This is a genomic window from Brevundimonas sp. FG8 (assembly GCF_057808845.1).
Genome location: NZ_JBMDIU010000002.1, coordinates 259292 through 282643 on the forward strand (window position 1 = coordinate 259292; position 23352 = coordinate 282643).

At 68.5% G+C, this 23352-nt stretch carries 24 protein-coding genes; 14 read left to right on the forward strand and 10 right to left on the reverse strand.

The window, feature by feature from the left end:
- Window positions 1-56: 56 nt before the first annotated feature.
- From rpe to ACODRV_RS04860, 5 genes are all read left to right on the forward strand, one after another.
- Complete coding sequence (gene rpe / locus ACODRV_RS04840) at window positions 57-716, forward strand: ribulose-phosphate 3-epimerase (RefSeq protein WP_141625281.1); 660 nt, start codon at window positions 57-59, stop codon at window positions 714-716.
- Complete coding sequence (locus ACODRV_RS04845; protein ID WP_488907607.1) at window positions 713-2518, forward strand: heparinase II/III family protein; 1806 nt, start codon at window positions 713-715, stop codon at window positions 2516-2518. The genes rpe and ACODRV_RS04845 overlap by 4 nt, the downstream gene beginning before the upstream one ends.
- Window positions 2519-2584: 66 nt before the next feature.
- Window positions 2585-3472, forward strand: coding sequence for a thioredoxin (trxA, locus tag ACODRV_RS04850; protein ID WP_141625283.1), 888 nt, complete (start codon window positions 2585-2587; stop codon window positions 3470-3472).
- A 9-nt stretch (window positions 3473-3481) separates the two neighbouring features.
- Window positions 3482-4147 (forward strand): LON peptidase substrate-binding domain-containing protein, encoded by a 666-nt coding sequence (locus ACODRV_RS04855; protein ID WP_141625284.1) that lies wholly within the window; start codon window positions 3482-3484, stop codon window positions 4145-4147.
- Window positions 4148-4188: 41 nt separating this feature from the next.
- On the forward strand, window positions 4189-4383 hold the full coding sequence (locus ACODRV_RS04860; RefSeq protein ID WP_141625285.1) for a Trm112 family protein: 195 nt from the start codon (window positions 4189-4191) through the stop codon (window positions 4381-4383).
- A 57-nt stretch (window positions 4384-4440) separates the two neighbouring features.
- Here the strand turns inward: ACODRV_RS04860 and ACODRV_RS04865 are convergent, their stop codons facing one another.
- On the reverse strand, window positions 4441-5694 hold the full coding sequence (locus tag ACODRV_RS04865; RefSeq protein ID WP_488907608.1) for a UbiH/UbiF/VisC/COQ6 family ubiquinone biosynthesis hydroxylase: 1254 nt from the start codon (window positions 5692-5694) through the stop codon (window positions 4441-4443).
- Window positions 5695-5954: 260 nt separating this feature from the next.
- Between ACODRV_RS04865 and ACODRV_RS04870 the strand changes: the two genes are divergently transcribed.
- From ACODRV_RS04870 to xth, 3 genes are all read left to right on the forward strand, one after another.
- On the forward strand, window positions 5955-8417 hold the full coding sequence (locus ACODRV_RS04870; protein WP_488907609.1) for a DNA translocase FtsK 4TM domain-containing protein: 2463 nt from the start codon (window positions 5955-5957) through the stop codon (window positions 8415-8417).
- Window positions 8418-8626: 209 nt separating this feature from the next.
- The gene (locus ACODRV_RS04875; RefSeq protein ID WP_488907610.1) at window positions 8627-9295 is read left to right on the forward strand and encodes a LolA family protein; all 669 of its coding nucleotides are present in this window, start codon (window positions 8627-8629) and stop codon (window positions 9293-9295) included.
- 414 nt (window positions 9296-9709) lie between these two features.
- Window positions 9710-10504 carry an exodeoxyribonuclease III gene (gene xth / locus ACODRV_RS04880; RefSeq protein ID WP_488907611.1) on the forward strand — a complete coding sequence of 265 codons (795 nt, stop codon included), beginning with the start codon at window positions 9710-9712 and terminating at the stop codon, window positions 10502-10504.
- Here xth and ACODRV_RS04885 read toward each other — a convergent pair.
- Entirely contained in the window at window positions 10501-11799 is a 1299-nt protein-coding gene (locus tag ACODRV_RS04885; protein WP_488907612.1) for an SLC13 family permease, read from the reverse strand. The genes xth and ACODRV_RS04885 overlap by 4 nt on opposite strands.
- Before the next feature lie 211 nt (window positions 11800-12010).
- On the opposite strand from ACODRV_RS04885, the gene ACODRV_RS04890 reads away from it, so the two are divergent.
- Window positions 12011-12724 (forward strand): hypothetical protein, encoded by a 714-nt coding sequence (locus ACODRV_RS04890; protein ID WP_488907613.1) that lies wholly within the window; start codon window positions 12011-12013, stop codon window positions 12722-12724.
- 10 nt (window positions 12725-12734) lie between these two features.
- Here ACODRV_RS04890 and ACODRV_RS04895 read toward each other — a convergent pair whose 3' ends face one another.
- On the reverse strand, window positions 12735-13421 hold the full coding sequence (locus ACODRV_RS04895; RefSeq protein WP_488907614.1) for a response regulator transcription factor: 687 nt from the start codon (window positions 13419-13421) through the stop codon (window positions 12735-12737).
- 63 nt (window positions 13422-13484) lie between these two features.
- Entirely contained in the window at window positions 13485-14186 is a 702-nt protein-coding gene (locus tag ACODRV_RS04900; protein ID WP_488907615.1) for a YggS family pyridoxal phosphate-dependent enzyme, read from the reverse strand.
- Between ACODRV_RS04900 and ACODRV_RS04905 the strand changes: the two genes are divergently transcribed.
- Entirely contained in the window at window positions 14185-14835 is a 651-nt protein-coding gene (locus ACODRV_RS04905; protein WP_488907616.1) for a thiamine phosphate synthase, read from the forward strand. The genes ACODRV_RS04900 and ACODRV_RS04905 overlap by 2 nt on opposite strands.
- On the opposite strand, the gene ACODRV_RS04910 is transcribed toward ACODRV_RS04905, so the two are convergent.
- Window positions 14836-15231, reverse strand: coding sequence for an NtrZ family periplasmic regulatory protein (locus tag ACODRV_RS04910; protein WP_141625295.1), 396 nt, complete (start codon window positions 15229-15231; stop codon window positions 14836-14838). It lies immediately after the preceding gene.
- Between the two features lie 325 nt (window positions 15232-15556).
- Between ACODRV_RS04910 and ACODRV_RS04915 the strand changes: the two genes are divergently transcribed.
- The 4 genes from ACODRV_RS04915 (at window position 15557) to holA (ending at window position 20218) form a co-directional block, all read left to right on the forward strand.
- The gene (locus ACODRV_RS04915) at window positions 15557-16015 is read left to right on the forward strand and encodes a DUF3576 domain-containing protein (RefSeq protein ID WP_488907617.1); all 459 of its coding nucleotides are present in this window, start codon (window positions 15557-15559) and stop codon (window positions 16013-16015) included.
- 65 nt (window positions 16016-16080) lie between these two features.
- Complete coding sequence (gene leuS, locus ACODRV_RS04920; protein ID WP_488907618.1) at window positions 16081-18684, forward strand: leucine--tRNA ligase; 2604 nt, start codon at window positions 16081-16083, stop codon at window positions 18682-18684.
- Entirely contained in the window at window positions 18681-19169 is a 489-nt protein-coding gene (gene lptE, locus ACODRV_RS04925; protein WP_141625298.1) for an LPS assembly lipoprotein LptE, read from the forward strand. The genes leuS and lptE overlap by 4 nt, the downstream gene beginning before the upstream one ends.
- On the forward strand, window positions 19166-20218 hold the full coding sequence (gene holA / locus ACODRV_RS04930; protein ID WP_488907619.1) for a DNA polymerase III subunit delta: 1053 nt from the start codon (window positions 19166-19168) through the stop codon (window positions 20216-20218). The genes lptE and holA overlap by 4 nt, the downstream gene beginning before the upstream one ends.
- Here holA and ACODRV_RS04935 read toward each other — a convergent pair.
- Genes ACODRV_RS04935 through rsmG form a run of 5 tightly spaced genes read right to left on the reverse strand, consistent with a single transcriptional unit; the run spans window position 20215 to window position 23312 of the window.
- Window positions 20215-20403 (reverse strand): hypothetical protein, encoded by a 189-nt coding sequence (locus tag ACODRV_RS04935; RefSeq protein ID WP_488907620.1) that lies wholly within the window; start codon window positions 20401-20403, stop codon window positions 20215-20217. The genes holA and ACODRV_RS04935 overlap by 4 nt on opposite strands.
- Window positions 20400-21020: a class I SAM-dependent DNA methyltransferase gene (locus ACODRV_RS04940; RefSeq protein WP_488907621.1), complete on the reverse strand. Its 621-nt coding sequence runs from the start codon at window positions 21018-21020 to the stop codon at window positions 20400-20402. Before ACODRV_RS04940 ends, ACODRV_RS04935 begins: the two co-directional genes overlap by 4 nt.
- Window positions 21021-21026: 6 nt before the next feature.
- Window positions 21027-21914, reverse strand: coding sequence for a ParB/RepB/Spo0J family partition protein (locus ACODRV_RS04945; RefSeq protein WP_488907622.1), 888 nt, complete (start codon window positions 21912-21914; stop codon window positions 21027-21029).
- A 29-nt stretch (window positions 21915-21943) separates the two neighbouring features.
- Entirely contained in the window at window positions 21944-22756 is an 813-nt protein-coding gene (locus tag ACODRV_RS04950) for a ParA family protein (protein ID WP_141625302.1), read from the reverse strand.
- Window positions 22740-23312: a 16S rRNA (guanine(527)-N(7))-methyltransferase RsmG gene (gene rsmG / locus ACODRV_RS04955; protein ID WP_141628163.1), complete on the reverse strand. Its 573-nt coding sequence runs from the start codon at window positions 23310-23312 to the stop codon at window positions 22740-22742. Before rsmG ends, ACODRV_RS04950 begins: the two co-directional genes overlap by 17 nt.
- Window positions 23313-23352 lie beyond the last annotated feature (40 nt).

Consider the following 23352-nt stretch of genomic DNA (forward strand, 5'->3'; position numbering starts at 1 on the left):
ACGCGGGAACCCGGACCCGGCTTGCCCGCGCGGGCGACCCGCCTTATCCGGGGTCCATGGCCGCGCCCCTGATCTGCCCCTCCATTCTCGCCAGCGACTTCTCGAAGCTGGGCGAGGAAGTCCGCGCCCTCGACGCCGCGGGCGCCGACTGGATCCACGTCGATGTGATGGACGGCCATTTCGTGCCCAACATCACCCTCGGCCCCGACATCGTGAAGGCCATCCGGCCGCACACGAAACTGCCGTTCGACGTGCACCTGATGGTCGCCCCGGTCGATCCCTGGCTGGAAGCCTATCGTGAGGCGGGCGCCGACATCCTGACCGTACACCCGGAAAGCGGCCCGCACCTGCACCGCACCCTGGGCCGCATCCGGCAGCTGGGCGCCAAGGCCGGCGTGGTGCTGAACCCCGGCACGCCCCTGACCGTTCTGGAAGAAGTCGTGGAACTGGTGGATCTGGTGCTGCTCATGTCGGTCAACCCGGGCTTCGGCGGGCAGTCGTTCATCCCGACCTCCCTGCGCAAGATCGAGAAGGCCCGCGCCCTGCTGGACGCCGCCGGATCGAAGGCCCACCTGCAGGTCGACGGCGGCGTGACCTCGGCCAACGCCGCCGCCTGTGTCGCGGCGGGCGCCGACGCCCTTGTGGCCGGCTCCTTCGTGTTCAAGGGCGGCCCCGACGCCTATGCCGCCAACATTCAAGCCCTGAAGGCCGCGTGAGCCCTCTCGGACCCTTCGCCCGGACGGATGGCGACGGGCCGGCGCCCGGCGAGATCCCCGGCCTGCGCGGCGCGCCGGTCCGCACCCCCGTTCGCACCACGGGCGCCTCGACCGGCCCCGCCCTGTGGCCCGCGATCATCGGCAAGCTGCTCAGCCGCCAGCTGTGGATCGAGGCCTATGGCCTGCCCGGCTACGCCCTGACCCTGCGCGGTCGCACGGCCCAGAGCTTCGCCTCGACGCCGCGCGACTTCCGCCCGGTCGATCCGGCTGTCGGCAAGGGCATCCTTGGAGGCCGTTTCGTTCTGGCCGGCTCGAGCCTTGAGATCGAGGCGACGGAAGACCCCTTCAACCGCCCCAGCCCCAATCGCGCGTTCGCGACCGACCTGCACGCCTTCGCCTGGCTGCCATCCCTGATGGCCCAGGGCGAACGCGGCGCCCGCGAGGCCCTGCGCCTGACCCTGATCTGGGCCGATGTCTTCGTGCGCTGGTCCCCCTTCGCCTGGGACCCCGACATCCTGTCCCGGCGCGCGGTCAACCTGGCCTGCGCCGCCCGTCGCATGGGCCAGGTCGCCACAGAGGCCGAACGGCTGAAACTGGCGAGCATTCTGGGCCGTCAGGCGCGCCAGCTTCTGCGTCCGCCCGGCGGGGTCGCCACCCTGTCCGAGCGCATGACCGCCGCGGCCTTGATCGGCGCGGTCCTGTCCGGTCCGCCCGGCGCATCACTACGCCGCAAGGCCCTGGCCCGCCTCTGCCGCGCCCTGCCCCGCACCGTCGGCGTCGACGGCGGCCATGCCGGTCGCAGCCCGGAGGCCGGTCTTGAGCTCCTGCTCGATCTGCTGACGCTGGACGACGGCCTGTCCCAGATTTCCGAACCCACGCCCGACGCCGTCAGTGATACGATCCACCGGCTGCGCAAGGCCCTGATCATCCAGACCCTGCCGGACGGCCGACTGGCCACCCTGCAAGGCGGCGGCCCCTCGACGGTCGAGCGTGTCGCCGCCGCGCGCGGGATCGAGGGTCGGCCGGAAGACGTCTCCGGCGGCGTCGGCGGGCTCAGCCGCATCCGCAGCCCCCTCCTGACCGTGACGGCAGACACCGCGCCCCCCGCGCGCGGGGCGTGGTCCACCGCCGCCTGCGCCCAACCGCTGTCGCTCGAGATCGTCTGCGGCAAGGACCGTCTGGTCACCGGCTGCGGCTGGACGCCGCGCGCGGCTGATCGGCAGGGCCTGCGCCTGACGCCCGGCCATTCGACCCTGACGCTGGGCGAGATCTCGACCGGCGAACCTCTGGGCGGCTGGAAAGCCGACCTGCTCGGCTCACGCCTCGTCGGCGCCCCCCTGCATGTCGAGGTTGACCAGCGCGACGGCGAAGGCGCCGTCTGGCTGGAGATCGAACACGACGGCTGGGTCCACGAGTTCGGCCTGATGCATCAGCGCCGTCTCTATCTCGACCAGCGTCTGGATGAACTGCGCGCCGAGGAGCGCCTGCACCCGGCGCCGGGCCGCAAGGAGGTCGTGCGCGCCATCGCCGCCCCTTACGCCGTCCGCTTCCAGCTGGAGCCCGGCGTTCAGGCCTCTTTGGCCCGCGACCGCCGCTCGATCCTGCTGCGCGGCCATTCGGGCCGTGGCTGGTGGTTCCGCACCGACGGTCCTGACGTGGCCATCGAGCCTTCGGTCCATGTGGACGAAGGCCTGACCCGCCGGTCGCTGCAGATCGTTGTGCGAGGATCGGCCCGCACCGATTCCGAGACCAAGATCCGCTGGAAGCTCAGCCCGGCGGGCGCCGGCGGCGACCCCTCTTGAGCGTGACGGTCCCCGGGACCATCTGACGAGCTCGCGCGTTACGACTCATCGAAGACCAGGACCGATATGACCCTCACCGACCTGCCTGACGACCTGATCAAGGAAGGCTCCGACGCCGGCTTCATGGCCGATGTGGTCGAGGCTTCGAAGACCCAGCCCGTGCTGGTTGATTTCTGGGCCACCTGGTGCGGACCCTGCCGCACCCTGACCCCGATGATCGAGAAGGCGGTCCGCGCCGCCGGCGGGGCCGTCAAACTGGTCAAGATCGACGTCGACAAGAACCCCGCCTATGCGGGCCAGCTCCGCGTCCAGTCGATCCCGACGGTGTACGCCTTCGTCAACGGCCAGCCGGTCGACGGCTTCCAGGGCGCGGTTCCGGAGAGCCAGCTCAAGGCCTTCATCGACAAGCTGACCGGCGGTCAGAGCGGCAACTCCGACATCGAGCATCTGCTGTCGTTGGGCGAGGAATCCCTGTCGCTGAACGACCTCGGCGGCGCGGCCCAGGGCTTCGCCCAGGTGCTGACGCTCGATCCCGGCAACGAAAGGGGCATCGCCGGAATGGCGCGGGTCTATCTGGCCGACGGCGACGTCGATCAGGCCCGCCAGACCATCGCCATGGCGCCGCAGGACTCACGCGATCCGACCGTCCAGTCGATCCGCGCCCAGCTGTCGCTCAGCGCCGCGGCTCCCACCGGCGCCTCGACCGAGCTTGAAGCCCGGGTCGCCGCCAACCCGAACGATCATCAGGCCCGCTTCGATCTGGCCCAGGCCCTCGCCGCCGCCGGTGATCTGAAGGGCTCGGTCGATCATCTGCTGAAGATCGTCGCCGCGGACCGCGAGTGGAACGAACAGGCCGCCCGCAAGCAGCTGCTGACCGTGTTCGAGGCCGCCGGCGCCACGTCCGACGTGGCCCGTGACGGTCGTCGTCGCCTGTCGTCGCTGCTGTTCGCTTAAGGAGCTCCGGTGGCTCAGGGTTACATCAGGGCCGCCGACCTGCCGCAGGTCATCCCCGTCTTTCCCCTGTCGGGGGTGCTGCTGCTGCCGCGCGGCCAGCTGCCGCTCAATATCTTCGAGCCGCGCTATCTGAACATGATCGATGACGCCATGGCCGGAGACCGGATCATCGGCATCATCCAGCCGTCGGGCGGCTCCCTCCAGCTGCCAGGCCTGTCCCCGATCGGTTGCGCCGGGCGGATCACCAGCTTCAACGAGACCTCGGACGGCCGCTATCTGATCACCCTGACCGGCGTGGCCCGCTACCGCATCGCGACGGAACTTCCGGTCAAGACACCCTATCGTCAGGTCCGCGCGGCCTTCGACGCCTGGGCTGACGATCTGATCCCGCCGCCGCCGGGCGAAGGCGCGCTGGACCGGGACGGTCTGCTGGAGGCCCTGAAGGCCTATCTCGAGACCCGCGGCCTGGATATCGACTGGGACATGGCCGAAACCGCCCCGCCCGAAGCGCTGGTCAACAGCCTGTCCATGGCCCTGCCCTTCGAACCGTCCGAGAAACAGGCCCTGCTGGAAGCCGCTGATCTGGACCGACGCGCCGAGGTTCTGACCGCCCTGATGCAGATCGGCGCCGCCGCCGGAGATCCCGGCGAGGGCGACGGACCGTCAATGCAGTGATCGGGTCGACCCCCGGCCCCTGAGCCTGTAATCTGCTCCCCATGTCCGACGCCTTCCACACCCCGAACACCGTCGATCCGCGCCTGCTCGAGACGCTGGTCTGCCCCGTCACGCGCGGCAAGCTGACCTACGATCGGGAGGCGCAGGAGCTGGTGTCGGCGAGCGCCAGGCTGGCCTTCCCGATCCGCGAGGGCGTGCCGATCATGCTGGCCGAGGAAGCCCGCCAGCTGGGCTGACACATCAACTGAATCCGCGCTCAAGCAGAGAGCCGCCGCGCGGCGAGCGATAGCGCCCTAGACAGCCTCGCCCTTCAGCAGACGCGGCAGGTCGCCCGTCGCGCCGCCGGCTTCATGCATGAAGGCCTTGCGAAGGGCGGGGATGCGGTTGACCGCCGCCATGCCCAGATCGCGCGCCAGACGCACCGGCGCCAGATCGTTCGAGAACAGCCGCACGAAGCCGTCGAACCCCGCCGTCAGGGCGACGTTGTCGAACCGGCGCCAGCGGGCGTAGCGGTCCAGCACGATCTCCGAGCCGATGTCCTCGCCGGTCCGCATCGCCTCCACCAGCACCTCGGCCAGGGCGGCGGCGTCCTTCAGACCCATGTTGAGCCCCTGGCCGGCGACCGGATGCACCCCGTGGGCGGCGTCACCGATCAGGGCGACGCGCGGCGCGGTCATCTCCTCGGCCAACTGAAGGGACAGCGGATAGACGAACCTTGGTCCCACCACCGTGACGTCTTCCAGAAACTCGCCGAACCGTCGCATCAGATGGGACTGGAAGGCCTCATCCGACGCCGCCCGCAAGGCCTCGGCCCGGCGCGTGGTTTCGGTCCACACCAGACTGGCGCGTTGCTCCGTCAGCGGCAGGATGGCGAATGGTCCACCCGGCAGGAAGTACTCATGGGCGACATTGCCGTGGTCCCGCCCGAGGGACACGGTCGCCACCACCCCGCTCTGGCCATAACCCCAGCCCAGGGTGTCGATTTTCGCGGCCTTGCGCACCGGCGACTGACGTCCCTCCGCGCCCACCACCAGCGGAGCCTCCAGAACGGAGCCGTCGGTCAGGGTCACGGTGGCCTTGCCGGGCCCGACCTCGATTGAGGCCGCCTTCGCGGGAGCCCGGACCTCGATCCCGGCGGCGATCACCGCCTCGGCCAGCGCCGTGCGGATGCGGCGGTTCTCGACCATATAGCCCAGCGGCTCGCCGTCGGTGCGGTCAGCGATCTCATCCGCGTCGAAGCGCAGGAAGGCCGATGACGGACGACGGCTGGCCGCGCCGGGGCGATGGCCGTCCGTCACCAGAATCCGGTCCATCCGACAGGCGTGGGGCCGCATCGCCGCCCCCGCGCCGAGGGCGTCGAACATGCGGAAGGTGGCGAAGGCGATGGCCGTCGACCGCCCGTCGAAACTGGGCGCCAGCTGGGCGTCGAAAGGCTGGGGATCGATCAGCACCACCCTCAGCCCGCCCTGGGCGGCCGCCAGCGCGAAGGTCGCCCCGGCCATCCCGGCCCCGGCGATGATGATGTCATAGCGATCCGGCGTGCTCATGCCCCGCTTGTCGCGCCGTGTGGTGTCCGCGTCCAGTGCCTGAACGTCGCGCGGCCGGGGTGAAAGGTGATTGGTGACGGGTGATTGGTGAATGTCGGGACCGCGACTGATGTTCAGAAGGTCGAACGTCGGTGCAGGCGGCATCGAACCACCAATCACCAACCGCCAATCACCTCCCTGGCGCCGTCTGGTAAACGGCCCTTAACCCTCCGCGCGCGACAACAGGGGTCGAGTCCCGCCGTCCCGGAGATCGCGACCGCATGTCCGCCGCCCTCGCCCTTGGTCAACGCGCCTGGGTCAGCGCCCGCATTCTGTGGGACGCCCCCTTCGTCGTCCGCTTCCGCGGCGTGCTGCAGGCGCTTCTGGCGACCCTGCTGGTCGTGGCCATGATCTCGTGGAATCCGGCCGATCCCAGCCTGAACGCCGCCTCCTCCAACGCCCCGACCAACTGGCTGGGGGCCAACGGCGCCCTGTTCGCCGATTTGTTCATGCAGTCACTGGGTCTCGCGGCCTGGCCCGCCGCGCTTTTGCTGGTCGCTTTCGGACTGGCCGGCGCCATCGGCGACGCCATCCAGCAGCGCCTGAAGCCCACGCCCCTGCGCGCACTCGCGGCCACCGGCGGGGTTCTGGCCCTGTCCGCCGGTCTCTCCGCCTTCGCCCACCCGGCCGCGTGGCCGCTGGCCGCCGGTCTGGGCGGTCTGTGGGGCGACGCGGTCACCAGTCTGGTGAAGATGGCCTGCGAGGCGCTGCGCATCGGCGCGGGCGGCCTGATCGCCGCCCTTCTGTTCCTGCCGCTGGGTCTGTGGGGTGTCGGCTACGCCATCGGCCTGCGGCTGGCGGATCTGGGCGAGACCCTGACGTGGGCGCGCAGTCAACGCGCGGGGCGGGGCGGCGTCCTGACGCCCACGCCCAGGCACGCCGCCGCACAGTCCGCGCCGAAACGCGCGCCGCGCCAACGGCCCGAGCCGGAACCGGACTTCGAGCCCGGGCCCGCCCCGCGCGCGGCGACCTCCAAACCCGCGCCCGAACCGACCTATGCACCGGTTTCGCTGGATGACGCCGGGGACGACAGCCCGCCCTGGGCCGATCCCGCCCCGACCCCGGCCCCTCCCCGGGCCGCCCCTGAACCGAAGGTCGCCGCCGCCAAGGCGCCCAAGGCCTCGCGTCGCGAGATTGATGACAATCAGGGCGCCTTCGACTTCGCCAAGGCGGACTCGCTGGACGGTTTCGATCTGCCGCCCCTGGGCATGCTGTCCAAGCCGGAGAAGCGCGTCGCCTCGGTCGACGAGGAGGCCCTGAAGCAGAACGCCAAGATGCTGGAGGGCGTGCTGCAGGAGTTCGGCGTGCGCGGCGTGATCGACCAGATCCGCCCCGGCCCGGTGGTCACCCTGTATGAACTGGTCCCCGCGCCCGGCGTGAAGCACGGCCGCGTGGTGGCGCTCGCCGACGACATCGCCCGCTCCATGTCCGCCCGCGCCTGCCGCATCAGCGTGGTTCAGGGTCGCAACGCCATCGGCATCGAACTGCCGAACGCGCGGCGCGAGACCGTCTATCTGCGCGACCTGCTGGCCTCGACCGAATACGACAAGCCCTCGCACCTGCTGCCTCTGGCGCTGGGCGAGACCATCGGCGGCGAGCCCTATGTCGCCGATCTGGCGCGCATGCCCCACCTGCTGATCGCGGGCACCACCGGTTCGGGCAAGTCGGTCGGGGTCAACGCCATGATCCTGTCGATCCTCTACAAGCTGACGCCCGCCCAGTGCCGCTTCATCATGATTGACCCCAAGATGCTGGAACTCAGCGTCTATGACGGCATCCCGCACCTGCTGGCGCCGGTCGTCACCGATCCGAAGAAGGCCGTCGTCGCGCTGAAGTGGACCGTGCGGGAGATGGAGGACCGCTATCGCCGGATGTCCAAGCTCGGCGTGCGCAACATCGCCAGCTACAACGACCGCGCCCGCGAGGCCCAGGCCAAGGGCGAGCATTTCGAGCGCACCGTCCAGACCGGCTTCGATGAGCAGGGACGCCCGGTCTATGAGTCCGAGAAGATCCGTCCCGAGCCCATGCCCTATCTGGTCGTGGTCATGGACGAGATGGCCGACCTGATGCTGGTCGCGGGCAAGGATGTGGAAGGCGCCGTCCAGCGTCTGGCCCAGATGGCCCGCGCCGCCGGCATCCACCTGATCATGGCCACCCAGCGCCCGTCGGTGGACGTCATCACCGGCACCATCAAGGCCAATTTCCCGACCCGCATCTCCTTCCAGGTCACGTCGAAGATCGACAGCCGCACCATCCTGGGCGAACAGGGCGGCGAGCAGCTGCTGGGTCAGGGCGACATGCTCTACATGGCCGGCGGCGGCCGCATCACCCGCCTGCACGGCCCGTTCGTGGACGACAAGGAGGTGGAGGCCGTCTGTAATCACCTGAAGGCCCAGGCCGAGCCCGACTATCTGGACCTGATCACCGACGATCCGGACGGCGACGGCGACAACGCCTATGGCGACGAGGGCGGAAATGGCTCCTCGGGCGACGACCTGTATGATCGCGCCGTCGCCGTGGTCACCCGCGACCGCAAGGCCTCGACCAGCTACGTCCAGCGCCGCCTGCAGATCGGCTATAACCGCGCCGCCTCCCTGATCGAGCGGATGGAGCAGGAAGGCGTCGTCAGCCCCGCCAACCACGCGGGCAAGCGCGACGTCCTGGCGGGTCCGCCGCCACTTTAGTTTGGGCCGCGGTCAAACGACCCGACGCGGCCTGGCGCTTGGCGCCCGCTTCTTGCCTCTGCTGAGCGGAAGAGAAGAGGAACGTGTCGTTGGCCCGGCCGTTACTGCCCCGCTGTTTTGCGATGTTCCGATGAACACCCCTTCATCGAAGCGCCGGAATATGGTCAGGCTTGGGTCACGCCCCTGACAGACACGACCTGCAAGACGGCATGATCGACAACCATCCCGAACGGGAGAAAAGCCTGATGACCGTCTCACGTCGCGCCTTCGCGCTTGGAACCGCCGCTGTCGCCGCCGTCGCGGCCCTGCCGGCCCATGCCCAGTCCAACCTGTCCGCCGAGGACCAGGCCACCCTGCGCCGCGCCCAGACCTATCTTCAGGGCCTGACCTCGGCCCAGGGCACGTTCACCGAAACCTCCGGCCCCGCCCGCCGCGCCGGTCGGTTCTACCTGCAACGTCCGGGCAAGATGCGGTTCGAATACACCAACCCGACCGGCCTGCTGGTCGTCTCGGACGGCTATAATGTGAAGCGCTGGGACCCGCGCCTGAACCATTTCCAGCAGGTGCCGCTGGGCAATACGCCGCTGTCGACCTTCCTCGCCCGCAACGTCCGTCTGGATCAGGGCGTCCGCATCGACCGCGTCACCCGGATGCAGGGCGGCGCCTTCACCATCAATGCGCGGGATTCGCGCCGTCCGAACGACGGCCAGATCGTCCTGTCCTTCGGCGGCGCGCCCCTTCGCCTGCTGGAATGGACCATCATCGACGCCCAGGGTGCGCGCACCACGACCCGGCTCACCACCCTGCAACCCGCGTCCAGCCTCGCCGCCAGCCTGTTCCAGCTGCGCGACCCGACCCGTCGCCCCGGCCGGAACTAGGACGCTCGCCCGCCACGCGAAGCGTGGCTGTAACGACACGAAAGCCGCCCGCCTTTCGACGGCTTGACATTTTCCGCCGAGAGTGGCCTTTTGGTCACAGATCGGCGGGAGTCGATCAACACCGCTACGGATATCATCCCCTTCCCGGCGGCGAGAGAGACGAACCTTCAGCGCCCGGTCGCCCCCGACCGGGCGCTTTTTTGTCGGCTGCGGACCGTCGGCCCTTCAAGACCCCCCGACCCGCCGCGGCCTTTTTTGTTGGGCCGCGGTCAGAAGGCTCCACCTTCTCGACCCGACGCGGCCTGGCGCTTCGGGGGGGGCTGGCCTGCCAACACCGGACCCGCGCTCAAGCAGTGAGACGCTGCGCGGCGATCGATAGCGCGACAAGGCATCGAAGCTGCTAAGTCCCCTCCCATGCTTCGCATCGCCACCTGGAACATCAACTCGGTCCGCCTGCGCGTGGATCAGGTCGCCCGCTTCGTCGCCGAGGCGGCGCCGGATGTCCTGTGCCTGCAGGAGATCAAATGTCTGGAGGACCAGTTCCCCCGGGCCGCATTCGAGGCCATGGGCCTGCCGCACCTGAAGATCGGCGGCCAGAAGGGCTGGCACGGCGTGGCCATCGCCAGCCGCAAGCCGATCACCGAGGCGCCGAAACTCGACGTCTGCCGCGAAGGTCACGCCCGCTGTGTCGGCGTGATGGTCGACGGCGTCGAGATCCAGAACTTCTACATCCCCGCCGGCGGCGACATTCCCGACCGCGCCCTAAACCCGAAATTCGACCACAAGCTGGACTTCTACGAGCGCCTGACCGCCGACATGGCCACCCGCGACCGCCGGCGCCCGCTGGTTCTGGCCGGTGACTTCAACATCGCGCCCGGCGAGAACGACGTCTGGAACCACCGCTATATGTCGAAGGTGGTCAGCCACACTCCCATCGAGGTCGAGACCCTGAAACGGCTTCAGGACGCGGGCGACTTCACCGACGTCCTGCGCGCCCAGATCCCCGAACCGACCAAGCTGGCCAGCTGGTGGAGCTATCGCGCCGCCGACTTCCGCAAGTCCAATCGCGGCCTGCGCCTGGACCACCTGTGGACCTCGCCCGGCCTGACCCCCGCCGTGACCGCCGGCTCCGCCCGCATCCACGACGACGTCCGCGCCTGGGAACAGCCCAGCGACCACGCGCCTGTGACGATGGACCTAGACGTCTAGAACGGAAAGAAGATCGGAATGGCGATCATGGCCGCGACCCAGGTGACGAGGTTCAGCGGCACCCCGATCCTCACGAAGTCCATGTAGCTGTAGCCGCCCAGCTGGAAGACGAGCACATTGGTCTGATAGCCGAACGGAGTCGCGAAGGCCGCGCTGGCGGCCATCATGACCCCGACCAAAAACGGACGCGGATCGACGCCGAGGCTGGCCGCAAGCGCGACCGCGATCGGGGTGATCAACACCGCGACGGCCGCGTTGGACAGCAATTCTGTGGCGAACAGCGTGACCCCGTAGAGGATGATGAGCGCGCCCAGGGGCCCCAACGGCCGGATCGCATCGATCAGAAGCTCCGCCCCGGCTCCCGCAAGGCCCGTCACCTCGATCGACAGGCCCACCACCACCATGCCGGCGATCAGCAGCAACACCTCGGGGCGAAGACCGGCATAGGCTTCCTCGGCGCTGACCACGCGCAGCAGGATCAGGATCACCGCCCCGGCGAAGGCCGCCGCGGCGATGGGGGCGATCCCCAGGCCCGCGGCGACAATGACTCCGACGAAAACCGTCAGGGACAGGATCGCCCGCCGGACATCGAACGGTCTGTCGGCGGCGGCGAACAGATCCGCATCACCCAGCAGGCCGTCACCGGTCTGCTCCTGCGACCGACGCAGGCCGCTCTCACTGTCCGCGGATCCCAGAAGGCGCCCGCCGACGAAATACAGGTAGGCGCCGCCGAACAGGGCGATGACAAGGGCCACCGGCGTGATCTCGAACAGACCGAAGACCGGCTGGCCGGCGTTGCGCGCCATATCGTTGACCAGCAGGTTGGTCGAGGTGCCGATCAGGGTGCAGGCGCCGCCCATGATCGTCACATAGCTGAGAGGGATCAGAAACCGCTTCGGCGACAGCGCCATGCCGGCCGCGACCTCCTTCACCACCGGCGCGGCCAGAACCACGATCGGGGTGTTGTTCAGAAAGGCCGACGCTCCGCCGCACAGGGTGATCATCAACCAGAGTCCCGCTTCGCCCATCCGGGCGCAGAGGGCGGTCGCCTTGCGGATCATCAGTCCCAGCAGGCCTGACATTTCGATGGCGTAGGCGATGACGAACAGGCCGGCCAGGGCGATAACCGCGGGACTGGCGAAGGCGCCCTGGACCTCCACGGGTCGGATGACGCCCAGAAGCAGCAGGGCCGCGGCGCCGGTCAGCGCCGTCACATCCGACCGCAACTTTCCGTGGATCATGATCGCCACCACGGCGATCAGGACTACCAGGGCGGCGATCTGATCGAAATTCATACCCCTTTGAGAGCCCCGGCGACCCGCGTCGTCAAATTTATTCGGTGCGACGGGACAGGCCGGTCGATTGTGCTAGGCTGCCTTCATGCTTGGCCGGAAGAGACCTTTTCGCCGCGTTTTAGTCCCTGTCGCCCTGGCCGCGATCATCCCGCAGCTCGCAAGCTGCGATCGGGATGAGTTGTCGCCGGATGACCCCGCGCCCGAAGCCGCCATGCCCACCCCCGCGCCGACGCCGCTCCAGCCGACAGCGCCCTTGTCCCGCGCCGATCTGCTCGCGGCCGTTTCCCGCGCGGCGTCCGCCTATGCCGCGGGTCAGATCGCTGATGGGGTCGATCCCCTCGTCGGTCGGCATTTCGCGATCCGCACCCCCTTCGGCTGCGCCGGACCCGCGCCCGCGACGGGTGTGGAAGACGGAGTGGCGGCCTGGTCCTGGGGGCCGGACCAGAAAACCATCCAGCTCTCCCTGACGCCCGGCGGCTGGCTCAATACCGCCCTGATCGCGGGCGCCGGCGATGGCGACTGGGAATCCGTCGAGGGCGTCTGGCTGCCGCGCCCATGGCTGGCGACCGACGCCTGCCCGTCGATCCGCACCGACGCCTTGCAAAGCGGCCAGCCCGCCCCATCCCCGCAGACGGTGGGCCTGGCCGCGATTTCGGAAAAGACCGATTCCCGCGCCGGACGCCGCAACGGTCGGGCCTACACCTTTACGATCCGGGGCGAGGATGATCGGGCGCCCTCAGCGCCGGTCGACGGATACCGAACGCTGCTGGAGGGAAGGATCGCCGCCTTCCCCGGTGGCCGGGCTGTGCGTTGCCGCGCCTCCAGCCCGGACCAGCGGCCAGTCTGCATCGTGGCTATCCGACTGGACCGCGTCGCGTTCACCGAGGCGAGCGGAAACGTCCTGACCGAGTGGCGCGCAGGCTAAGGCTGACAGGTCACGGCTGAAGCCGGTACCCGCCCGCGTCGGTCAGAAGCAGACGCGCCTGACCGGGCTCGGGCTCGATCTTCTGGCGCAGGCGATAGATGTGGGTTTCCAGCGTGTGGGTGGTGACCCCGGCGTTGTAGCCCCACACCTCGGTCAGCAGCTCCTCGCGCGACACGGCCTTGGCCCCGGCGCGATAGAGGTACTTCAGGATGTTGGTCTCTTTTTCCGTCAGCCGGACCCTCTTGCCCTTGTCGTCGACCAGCACCTTGGAGGCCGGGCGGAATTCATAGGGGCCGATGCGGAAGACGGCGTCTTCCGACTGTTCGTGGCTGCGCAGATGGGCGCGGATGCGCGCCAGCAGGACCGCGAAGCGGAAGGGCTTGGTCACATAGTCGTTGGCCCCGGCTTCCAGCCCCAGCACCGTGTCGGAATCCGACGACTGGGCGGTCAGCATGATGATCGGAGTGGAGACGCCGTCCTTGCGCAGCAGGCGGCAGGCCTCGCGCCCGTCCATGTCGGGCAGGTCGACGTCGAGCAGGATCAGATCGGCGCGAACCTCGCGCCCCATCTTCACGCCTTCCGTGGCGGTCGAGGCCTGAACGGGGCGGAAGGCCTCATGCAGGGCCAACTGCTCCGCCAGCGCCTCGCGCAGGTCGTCGTCGTCGTCGATGATCAGGATCGTCTTGGGCGTCGGCATGGGTGCAACAATGGAGAGAGCCGGTCCAAACGCCAAGGGCGCCGGTCCGTTGCGAGGTGTTTTTCAGTCCTTGGGGTGAATTTCAGCGGGTTTCCGGTCTCCGAACAGGGCCGATCCGACCCGCACATGGGTCGCGCCGAAGCGGATCGCGATCTCATAGTCGCCGCTCATGCCCATCGACAGCACCGTCAGCCCGTTCCGGCGGGCGATCTTTCGCAGCAGGGCGAAATGCAGACCCGGCGCCTCGTCCGCGGGCGGGATGCACATCAGGCCCTCAACCGTCAGACCCACGGCGCGCGCCTGTGCGATCAGGGCGTCGGCCTCTTCGGGCAGAACGCCGGCCTTCTGCGGTTCCGCTCCGGTGTTCACCTGAACCAGAACCCGAAGGTCCCGAGCGGTCTTCACCGCCTCGGTGGCCAACACCTCGACCAGCTTCGGACGATCCACCGTCTCGATCACATCGAACAGGGCCACGGCGTCGGCGACCTTGTTGGTCTGCAACGGTCCGATCAGGCGCAGCTCCAGCCCCGGCGTCCCGCGACGCGAGGTCCAGTGCGACCGCGCCTCCTGGACCCGGTTCTCGCCGAACACCCGCTGGTTGGCGGCCAGGGCCGCATCCAGCGCCTCGTCCGGCTGGGTCTTGGTCACGGCGACCAGCGTCACCTCCGCCGCATCCCGCCCGGCGATGCGGCAGGCCCGGGCGATCTTGCGGCGCACCGTCTCGAAGCTGGACGTGATGGAAAGATCGGGGGAAGAGGAGGTCATGGACCGGTCGGATGCGGATACCCTGTGGCGGATCGCCGGCTGTCTAGCCCGTGACGCGGCCAAAGTCAGCCGGGCGACCGGCGCGCCGCGCCCCAATCTGCCGCCCCTGCTCTTCTTCACCGATCCGCACCGGACGCCCGAGCCCTGGCGCGTGGCCGAGCGTCTGCCGGTCGGATCGGGCGTGGTCTTCCGTCATTTCGGCGCGCCCGACGCGCTCCAGACCGCCCAAAGACTGCGTGACGCCACCCGCAGGCGCGACGGCCTGCTTCTGATCGGGCGGGATGCGGAACTGGCGGAAGCGGTCGCGGCGGACGGCGTTCACCTGCCCGAGGCCCTGATCGCGCGTGCCCCGGACCTCGCCGCCGCCCATCCGGGCTGGACGCTTACCGCCGCCTTCCACGCCGTGGCGCCCCTGCCCGACCTGACCGGTCTGGACGCCCTTGTCGTCTCGCCGGTCTTTCCGGCGGGCGGGGCTTCGGGCGAAAAACCGCCTCTGGGCCTCGACCGGCTGACCGTCATCACCCGGACCAGCCTGCTTCCGATCTACGCCCTCGGCGGGATCCACGCGTCGAACGCCCCGGACCTCATCGGCTCGGGCGCATGCGGAATAGCGGCGGTGGGATCGCTACAGGCGGCCTTCGGGGCCTGATCAGAAGCGGAAGATCGATTCCAGACGGAAGCGCGCGGCCGGACGTTCACCTTGCGGCGCACGGGCGGGATCGCGTTCCTGTTCGGCCAGTCCGGCCGAGGCGCCGACCCGCAGACGCGGATTGACGCTGTAGTAGGCGCCGGCCTCGACGTCGCCGAGATTGTTCTCGCGGCCGACGGGCTGGTTCAGGTTCAGGTCGAGGCCCCAGCGCCCGCGTTCGGTGAAGCGCAGACGACTTTGGCCCGCCGGCGCACTGGAGCGGGCGGCGTTGGCTTCGTTCAGGCTGACGGCGGGAGCGCGCGAACGCGACTGCGCGGTCTGGGCCGACGCGACGTCGGCGACAGCGACGAGGGCAAGCCCCGCGACCAGTCCAGCGATGACGGCGCTCTTGCGCATGTCCTGCCCTTTCGTCGCGCCGGGCGTCCCGACGCGATCCATTGGACCCAAGTAAACCTTGCACCCAAGTCCGGTCAACGGAACGGCGACGCTGAAGCTCTGTTCCTCGCGACTCGGGAAGACTCCTGTGGCGCGAGCGTCACGGCCCTTACAGCCCTTGGGCGCCGGTTCGACACGAAGTGGCGCCGTATCCAACGTCTTCGCCTTGTCATCGCCCCTTTTGACCGTGTTATAGAGCCTCGCTTCGGTTCCGACCCGCGTTCGGGCGGTCCGGCGCGCGCGCCGGAAAGTCTGGCGTGCGTCCCGTTCGAATGGAGAACTCTCTATGGTGCTGGTTCGCGGCGCAGCGGTCGCCCTGATCGCTTCCGGTCTGATGCTCAGCGCGTGCAGCTCGCTTCCGAGACTGCCGGGCACCGCCCCGTCCGAAGGCTCCGCCACGGCTCGCACCGCCGCCCAGACGGGCATCGGCGTGAACGCCTATCTGTGGCGCGCCACCCTGGACACCTTCGCCTTCATGCCGCTGGCCAACGCCGATCCGTGGGGCGGGGTGATCAACTACGACTGGTTCACTGATCCGCAGACCCCGAACGAGCGCTTCAAGGCGACCGTCTTCATTCTTGACACCCGCCTTCGCGCCGACGCCCTGAACGTGACCATCACCAAGGAAGTCCGCGGCGCGGACGGCCAGTGGGTCAGCGCTCCGGTCGCCGCCCAGACGGAAACCGATCTGGAAAACGCGATTCTGACCAAGGCGCGTCAGCTCAATCTGCAGAACGCCGGCTAAGCCTCTTTTTACGACCACAGCCTCCTTCAGGCGCGCCCTCAAGGAGCGATGCCTGAAGGATTCCCGTGGCCCGCTACGAGCCCAAGACCGCCGAACCCCGCCAACAGGCCCGCTGGGCGGCCGCTGACGCCTTCCGCACGCCGACCGAAGGCACGGGAAAGCCGAAATACTACGTGCTGGAGATGTTCCCCTATCCGTCGGGCAACATCCATATGGGCCACGCCCGCAACTACGTCATGGGCGACGTGGTGGCCCGTTCCAAGCGCGCTCAAGGCTTTGACGTCCTGCATCCGATGGGCTGGGACGCCTTCGGCCTGCCCGCCGAGAACGCCGCCATCGAGCGCGGCATCCATCCCGGCGACTGGACCTGGTCCAACATCGCCAACATGCGCGACCAGCTGAAGCTGCTGGGCCTGTCGCTCGACTGGAGCCGCGAGTTCGCCACCTGCGATCCGGCCTACTACGGCAAGCAGCAGGCGTGGTTCCTGGAGCTGTTCAAGCGCGGCCTCGTCTATCGCAAGGACTCGGTGGTCAACTGGGATCCGGTCGACAACACCGTGCTGGCCAACGAGCAGGTCGTGGATGGTCGCGGCTGGCGCTCGGGCGCACCTGTCGAGAAGCGCAAGCTGAACCAGTGGTTCCTGCGCATCACCGACTACGCCGACGACCTGATCGAGGGCCTGAAAGAGCTGGAAGGCCGCTGGCCCGAGAAGGTTCGCCTGATGCAGGAGAACTGGATCGGCAAGAGCCGGGGCGCGACCCTGTGGTGGAACATCGTCGAGGCGCCGGCCTTCCTGCCCGCCTCGCCGGAAGGCGAACCCAACCACGCCCGCGATCCGATCGAGGTCTACACCACCCGCCCCGATACCCTGTTCGGAGCGAGCTTCCTCGCCCTGTCGGCTGACCATCCGCTGACCAGGGCCATCGCGGAACACCGGCCGGAGGTTCAGGCCTTCATCGAGACCTGCGCCCGCTCGGGCACCAGCGAGGCCGATATCGAGAAGGCCGAGAAGCTGGGCGTCGATCTGGGCATCCGTGTCCAGCACCCGTTCGACCCGGAACGCACCGTGCCGGTCTGGGCCGCCAACTTCGTCCTGTCGACCTACGGCTCGGGCGCCATCTTCGGCTGCCCGGCCCACGACCAGCGCGACTTCGAATTCGCCACCAAATACAGCCTGCCCATTGTCCCGGTCGTGAGACCCGAAGGCGCGGGTGACGACTTCACCGTCGGCGACGAGGCCTATACCGGTCCGGGCGCCATCTTCCATTCGGACTTCCTGAACGACTTGGACGTCGAGGCCGCCAAGGCCGAGGCCATTACCCGTCTGGAAGCCTCGGGTCAGGGCAAGGGCGCGACCATCTATCGCTTGCGCGACTGGGGCATCAGCCGCCAGCGCTACTGGGGATGTCCCATCCCCGTGATACACTGCGACCGCTGTGGCGCGGTCCCGGCCGCCGAGCTTCCGGTCGAACTGCCGAAGGATGTGACCTTCGACACCCCCGGCAATCCGCTGGATCGTCACCCGACTTGGAAACACGTCAAATGCCCGTCGTGTCACGGTGATGCGACCCGCGAAACCGACACCCTGGATACCTTCGTGGACTCCAGCTGGTATTTCGCACGCTTCACCGATCCGACCGCGGCCGAGCCGATCTCGCAGAGCGCGGCCGACCACTGGCTGCCCGTGGATCAGTACATCGGCGGCGTCGAGCACGCCGTCCTGCACCTGCTCTACGCCCGTTTCATCAGCCGCGCCCTGTCGGACGCGGGCCTGATGACGGTCAAGGAGCCCTTCGCCGGCCTGTTCACCCAGGGGATGGTGGTCCACGAGACCTATTCCGACGGCGTGGACGGTGTCGGGAAGCCGCTCTGGGTCGAGCCCACCGATGTTCATATCGAGACGGTGGACGGCAACCGCATCGCCACCCGACTGTCGAACGGCGCCGTCCTGACCATCGGCGACATCGAGAAGATGTCCAAGTCGAAGAAGAACGTCGTCGCCCCGCAGGAGATCGTCGACACCTACGGCGTGGACGCCGGTCGTCTGTTCGTCCTGTCGGACAGCCCGCCCGAGCGGGACGTGCAATGGACGCCCGGCGGCGTCGAGGGCGCCAGCCGTTTCGTCCAGCGCGTCTGGGCCGAGGTCGACGGCTATGACCCCGCCTTCGCCGGAGAGGCCGACGCCAACGCGTCCCTGCTGCGTGAGACTCACAAGGCCATCAAGGCGGTCAGCGAGGGCATCACCGGCTTCCGCTTCAACTCGGCCATCGCCAAGCTCTATGCCTTCGTCGCCACCGTGCGGGACCACCCAAAGGCCGGCGGCGACGCCCGGCGTCAGGCCCTGTCGGCCCTGCTGCGTCTGGTCGCGCCCTTCACGCCGCACCTGGCCGAGGAAGGCTGGACGCGGCTGGGCGAAGAGGGGATGATCCTGAACGCGCCCTGGCCGGAGTATGATCCGGCGCTGGCGGCTGACGACGAGGTCATTCTGCCCATCCAGGTCAACGGCAAGCGTCGCGGCGAGATCCGCGTCGCCCGGGGTCTGGAGCCGGCGGAAGTCGAAGCCCTCGTCCTGGCCGATCCGGACGTTCAGGCGCGGCTGGAGGGTCTGACGGTGAAGAAGATCGTCGTGGTCAAGGACCGCATCGTCAACGTCGTGGTGGCCGGATGAGAGCCCGTCTCCTCGCCCTCGCGCTCGGCCTTGTCTCGCTGACGGGACTGTCCGCCTGCGGCTTCACCCCGCTGTACGCCAGCGGGGCCGCGGGAACGTCCCTGTCGCGCATCGCCGTGACCACACAGGACGATCGCCTCGGCTATCGGGTCCGCGAGCAGCTTGAGGATGCGCTGGGCCGTGACGGTTCGCAGCCGCCCCTGTGGCGTCTGGAGACCGCGATCGTGCAGTCGCGCCGTCCTCTGGGTCGCCGGATCGACGACACCGCCACCCGGTACGAGCTGACCGTGCGCGGCAGCTGGACCCTGACCCCGACCACGGGCGGCGATCCCGTCACCGGCGTCGAGACCGTCACCACCACCTATGCCGCCGCTGACCAGCCCTACGCCGCCATCGCCGCCCAGCAGGACGGTGAGGAACGCGCCGCGGCCGAACTGGCGCGGCTGATCCGTCTCGAGCTCCTCCGGACCCTGTCCAACCCGTGATTCTGGCGAAACGGCCCGAGGTCGACCGCTTTCTCAGGGCCCCGGACAGGGGCGTCCGGGCCGCCGTGATCCACGGCAAGGACCGTTCCGGCGTCGCTGAGCGGGCCGAGATTTTGTGCAAGACGATCACCCCGGACCTGAACGACCCGTTCAACGTCACGCTTCTGACCGACAGCGACATCGACGGTGACGAAACGAAGCTGGATGAGGCCCTGACCGCGCTCAGTTTGATCGGCGGCCGTCGTCTGGTGCGCGTGCGCCTGTCGAACGAGAAGGCGTCCATCGACAAGATGCTCGCCGCGGCGCTCAAGAGCCACGCCGCCGGTGACTTCAACCCCGACTGTATGCTGGTCATCGAGGCCGGGGCGCTGGGGCGGGACTCCGCCCTGCGCAAGGCCGCCGAGGCCGACAAGGCCGCCGTCGGCATCGCCTGCTATGAGGACGAGACGGGCGACGTGGCCCGCATGACGCGCGAGGCCTTGGCCGGAGACAAGGTCGGGCTGACGCAGGACGCCCTGGATCGCTTCGTCTCCCGCCTGCCCCGCGAGCGCGGTCTGATGCGACAGGAGATCGAGCGCCTGATCCTCTACATCGGCCCGGGCAGCGGCCGGACCATTGACGCGGCCGAGCTGGAGCTGCATCTGGGCGTCGAGCCTGACGCCTCCCTTCAGGACGCCGCCCTTCAGGCCTTCGGCGGTCGTCCCGGTCCCGCACAGTCCGGCCTTCGCCGCGCGTTCGCCGAGGGCGAAAGCCCTGTCATGGCCGTGAGACAAGCCTCGATTCATCTCGGGAAACTGAGGCGGATCAACATCCTGCAAGGCAACGGAGCCAACGCCAGGGAGGCCGCCAAGGCCGCCGGCGTGTTCTGGAAGCAGGAGGCGGAGATGCTGCGTCAGGCGCGCAGCTGGCGTCTGGAGGACCTCGACAAGGTTCTGGACAGCGTCAACGCCGCCGACATCGCCACCAAGACCACGGGATCGCCGGACCAGCTGATCGCGGAGCGCCTTTTGCTCGAGATTTCCGCGCGGGCGCGTCGTCTGGGGCTCTAGCCCCGCTTCGACGCCTTGCGGAACGCCGGCTTGTTGGCCGAGGCGCTCTGGTGCGCGCTGAGCTTTTCGGCGTGCTGGGCGGGCTTGAAACCGCCGCTGGCGGACGGCTTTCCGCCCCCAGCCTTCTTGGCGGCCAGCGCCTTCTTCATCGCTTCAGCGGTCGGATTGCTCGGCTTGTCGGTCATTCGTCCATCCTGCCACCGGCGCGCCGGGCAAGCCAGACATTGGCGCCGCCGCAATCCGGATCATTCTCGACCTGGGCCAGAACCTCGAAACCGATCGCCTCCAGCCCGGTGCGGTACGCCGCCGTCGACAGACTGCCGTGGTACAGCGGCTCTCCGCGCCACTCACCGACGGTGGCCCCCTCCTCCGTCCCGCTGGTGAACATCAGGACGCCGCCCGGCTTCAGATGCCGGGCATAGACCCAGAACATCTCGCGCTGGGCCTCCGGGTCGAGGTGGAAGACGCTGTGCCAGGCGATCAGGCCGTCAAATCGACGCCCCAGAGCCAGACCGCGCATGTCCGCGACGATCCAGTCCTGCTCCGGGAAGCGCAGACGGCAAAGGTCGATCAGGCCCGGCGCCGCATCCACGCCCGTCACCCTCAGATTCTGCTCGATCAGATAGCGGGCGATGGGCTCGCCCGAGCCACAGCCGAGATCGAGAATATGTCCTCCGACCGGGATACGATCCAGAAACCGGTCGAGCCACGGCTTTTCGAACAGGGACCGGCCCCGATCCGCATCCCAGTCCGCGGCCCGGCGGCTGTAGAGATCAACGACCTCGTCCGCCGGCCCCGGCATAGCCGCTCAGCCTCGCATCAGACGGCGGCAAAGGTCATCCAGCTGCTCCAGCGTGCCGTAGCGGATGCTGATCTCGCCCTTGCCGCCCTTGTCGGACAGCTGGACCTTCAGGCCCAGGGCGTCGGCCAGATCCTGCTCCAGCGCCGCCACGTCGGCCGAGCCTTCGCCATCGGCGCGCGGCGCACCGGCGTTTACGGGCTTGGGCCCTTCGGCTGACCGGCGGGCCAGGGCCTCGGCCTGACGCACGTTCAGCCCCTCGCGCACGATCTTGTCCGCCAGATCACCCGCATCGACGGTGTTGATCAAGGCGCGGGCGTGGCCGGCGCTCATCCGGCCGTCGCGCACATAGTCCAGCACCTCGTCCGGCAGCTGCAGCAGGCGCAGGGTGTTGGCCACATGGCTGCGGCTCTTGCCGACGATGCCCGCGACCGCATCCTGCGTCCGGCCAAACCGGTTCATCAGCTGCCGATAGGCGTCGGCTTCTTCCAGCGGGTTGAGGTCCGCGCGCTGGACGTTCTCAATGATGGCGACCTCGAACACCTCTACGTCGTCCATTTCACGAACAACGACCGGCACCTGGGTCAGGCGGGCCATCTGAGACGCCCGCCAGCGGCGTTCACCGGCGATGATCTGCCAGACGCCGTCCTCACCGGGCTGCGAGCGCACGAGGATCGGCTGCAGAACGCCCTTGTCGCGGATCGAGGCGGACAGTTCCTCAAGGATTTCCGGGGTGAAGATCTTGCGCGGTTGATCCGGGTTAGGCTTCAGGCTCTCGATCGGCACGATCCGCACGCCCGCGGGCGCCGGAGAACCGTCGACCGGGACGGCTTCCGCCGCCTGTTCGCCCAGAAGGGCTGACAATCCCCGGCCGAGGCCGCGCTGACGTTCGCTCAAGATACGGATTCCGTTCTTCTAATCATTGATCAGGCGGCCTGCTTCAGGCGTTTGCGCTCGCGCGCCACCACCTCACGCGCCAGTTTCAGATAAGCCTGGCTGCCCGCGCATTTCAGGTCGTAGATCAGCGCTGGCTTGCCGAACGACGGGGCCTCGGCCACGCGCACATTGCGCGGAATGACACTGTCATAGACCTTGTCGCCGAAGTGATTGCGCACATCGTTGGCCACCTGCCCCGACAGGGCGCTGCGGCGGTCATACATGGTCAGGACCAGCCCCTGGATTTCCAGCGCCGGATTCAGGCTCTGGCGCACCATTTCGACGGTCTTCATCAGCTGGGTCAGTCCCTCCAGCGCGAAGAACTCGCACTGCAGCGGCACCAGAACGGCGTCGGCTGCGGCCATGGCGTTCAAAGTCAGCAGGTTCAGCGACGGCGGACAGTCGATCAGGACATAGTCATACCGGGTCTGGCCATCCCGGCCCTGCGCCGCCAGGGCGTCACGCAGGCGGAAGGACCGGCGATCCGCCTGCCCCAGCTCGATTTCAACGCCGGACATGTCGGCGTCTGCCGGAATGATGAAGAGACCGGGCACGGTCGTCTGCACGGCGGCGTCATCGACTGAGCGGCCGTCTACCACCACGTCGTAGATGGTCACTCGCCGTGTTTCACGTGGAACACCCAGACCCGTCGAGGCATTGCCCTGCGGGTCCATGTCGACGATCAGCACCTTCTCGCCGATGGCGGCCAGAGCGGTGCCGAGGTTGATCGCGGTGGTCGTCTTTCCCACCCCGCCCTTCTGGTTCGAAACGGCGAGGACGCGGGTCTTACCAGTTTTTGACACGGCTGATGCCCCGGACAGATACGATACGGCCGCGCGGGTCGCTGCGCGAGACGGAGAGGTCACTTTTGAATTGCCAGACCTTGCGAGCCTCCGCCACCTCAACCTCGGCCTTTTCGCCCTTCAGGAACAATCCCTGGGCGCCGCGCTGTAGATAAGGCTGTGCATAGCCCAACAGCTTCTCCATCGGCGCCACCGCGCGCGCGGTGACGACATTTACGGTAACCACATTGTCCTCGGCGCGGCCGTTGATGACGGTCGCCCGCAGGGACAGGGCGTCGACCACCTCCTGCAGGAACCGGCACCGCTTGCCGAGACTATCGATCAGCCAGACGTGGCTCTTCGGGTCGGTCTTCAGCATGATGGCCAGAACCACGCCCGGGAAGCCCGCCCCCGCGCCGAGGTCGGCCCAGCTTTTCGCGCCCGGGGCCAGATCCAGCAACTGAGCCGAGTCCCGGAAATGGCGGCTCCAGACGTCCGGCAGGGTGTCCGGCCCGATCAGGTTCATCACCGCATTGGCTTCAGTCAGACGAACGACAAAGCGTTCCAGATCGCCCATCTGCGCCGGCGTGGCGTTGAACTCCGCCTGGAAGGCGGCC

Bases quoted from the DNA above. Each gene is read 5' to 3' on its own strand.
- rpe (WP_141625281.1), top strand. From the start codon at position 57: ATGGCCGCGCCCCTGATCTGCCCCTCCATTCTCGCCAGCGACTTCTCG.
- trxA (WP_141625283.1), top strand. From the start codon at position 2,585: ATGACCCTCACCGACCTGCCTGACGACCTGATCAAGGAAGGCTCCGAC.
- ACODRV_RS04860 (WP_141625285.1), top strand. From the start codon at position 4,189: ATGTCCGACGCCTTCCACACCCCGAACACCGTCGATCCGCGCCTGCTC.
- ACODRV_RS04865 (WP_488907608.1), bottom strand. From the start codon at position 5,694: ATGAGCACGCCGGATCGCTATGACATCATCATCGCCGGGGCCGGGATG.
- ACODRV_RS04870 (WP_488907609.1), top strand. From the start codon at position 5,955: ATGTCCGCCGCCCTCGCCCTTGGTCAACGCGCCTGGGTCAGCGCCCGC.
- ACODRV_RS04875 (WP_488907610.1), top strand. From the start codon at position 8,627: ATGATCGACAACCATCCCGAACGGGAGAAAAGCCTGATGACCGTCTCA.
- xth (WP_488907611.1), top strand. From the start codon at position 9,710: ATGCTTCGCATCGCCACCTGGAACATCAACTCGGTCCGCCTGCGCGTG.
- ACODRV_RS04885 (WP_488907612.1), bottom strand. From the start codon at position 11,799: ATGAATTTCGATCAGATCGCCGCCCTGGTAGTCCTGATCGCCGTGGTG.
- ACODRV_RS04890 (WP_488907613.1), top strand. From the start codon at position 12,011: ATGCCCACCCCCGCGCCGACGCCGCTCCAGCCGACAGCGCCCTTGTCC.
- ACODRV_RS04895 (WP_488907614.1), bottom strand. From the start codon at position 13,421: ATGCCGACGCCCAAGACGATCCTGATCATCGACGACGACGACGACCTG.
- ACODRV_RS04905 (WP_488907616.1), top strand. From the start codon at position 14,185: ATGGACCGGTCGGATGCGGATACCCTGTGGCGGATCGCCGGCTGTCTA.
- ACODRV_RS04900 (WP_488907615.1), bottom strand. From the start codon at position 14,186: ATGACCTCCTCTTCCCCCGATCTTTCCATCACGTCCAGCTTCGAGACG.
- ACODRV_RS04910 (WP_141625295.1), bottom strand. From the start codon at position 15,231: ATGCGCAAGAGCGCCGTCATCGCTGGACTGGTCGCGGGGCTTGCCCTC.
- ACODRV_RS04915 (WP_488907617.1), top strand. From the start codon at position 15,557: ATGGTGCTGGTTCGCGGCGCAGCGGTCGCCCTGATCGCTTCCGGTCTG.
- lptE (WP_141625298.1), top strand. From the start codon at position 18,681: ATGAGAGCCCGTCTCCTCGCCCTCGCGCTCGGCCTTGTCTCGCTGACG.
- ACODRV_RS04935 (WP_488907620.1), bottom strand. From the start codon at position 20,403: ATGACCGACAAGCCGAGCAATCCGACCGCTGAAGCGATGAAGAAGGCG.
- ACODRV_RS04940 (WP_488907621.1), bottom strand. From the start codon at position 21,020: ATGCCGGGGCCGGCGGACGAGGTCGTTGATCTCTACAGCCGCCGGGCC.
- rsmG (WP_141628163.1), bottom strand. From the start codon at position 23,312: ATGGGCGATCTGGAACGCTTTGTCGTTCGTCTGACTGAAGCCAATGCG.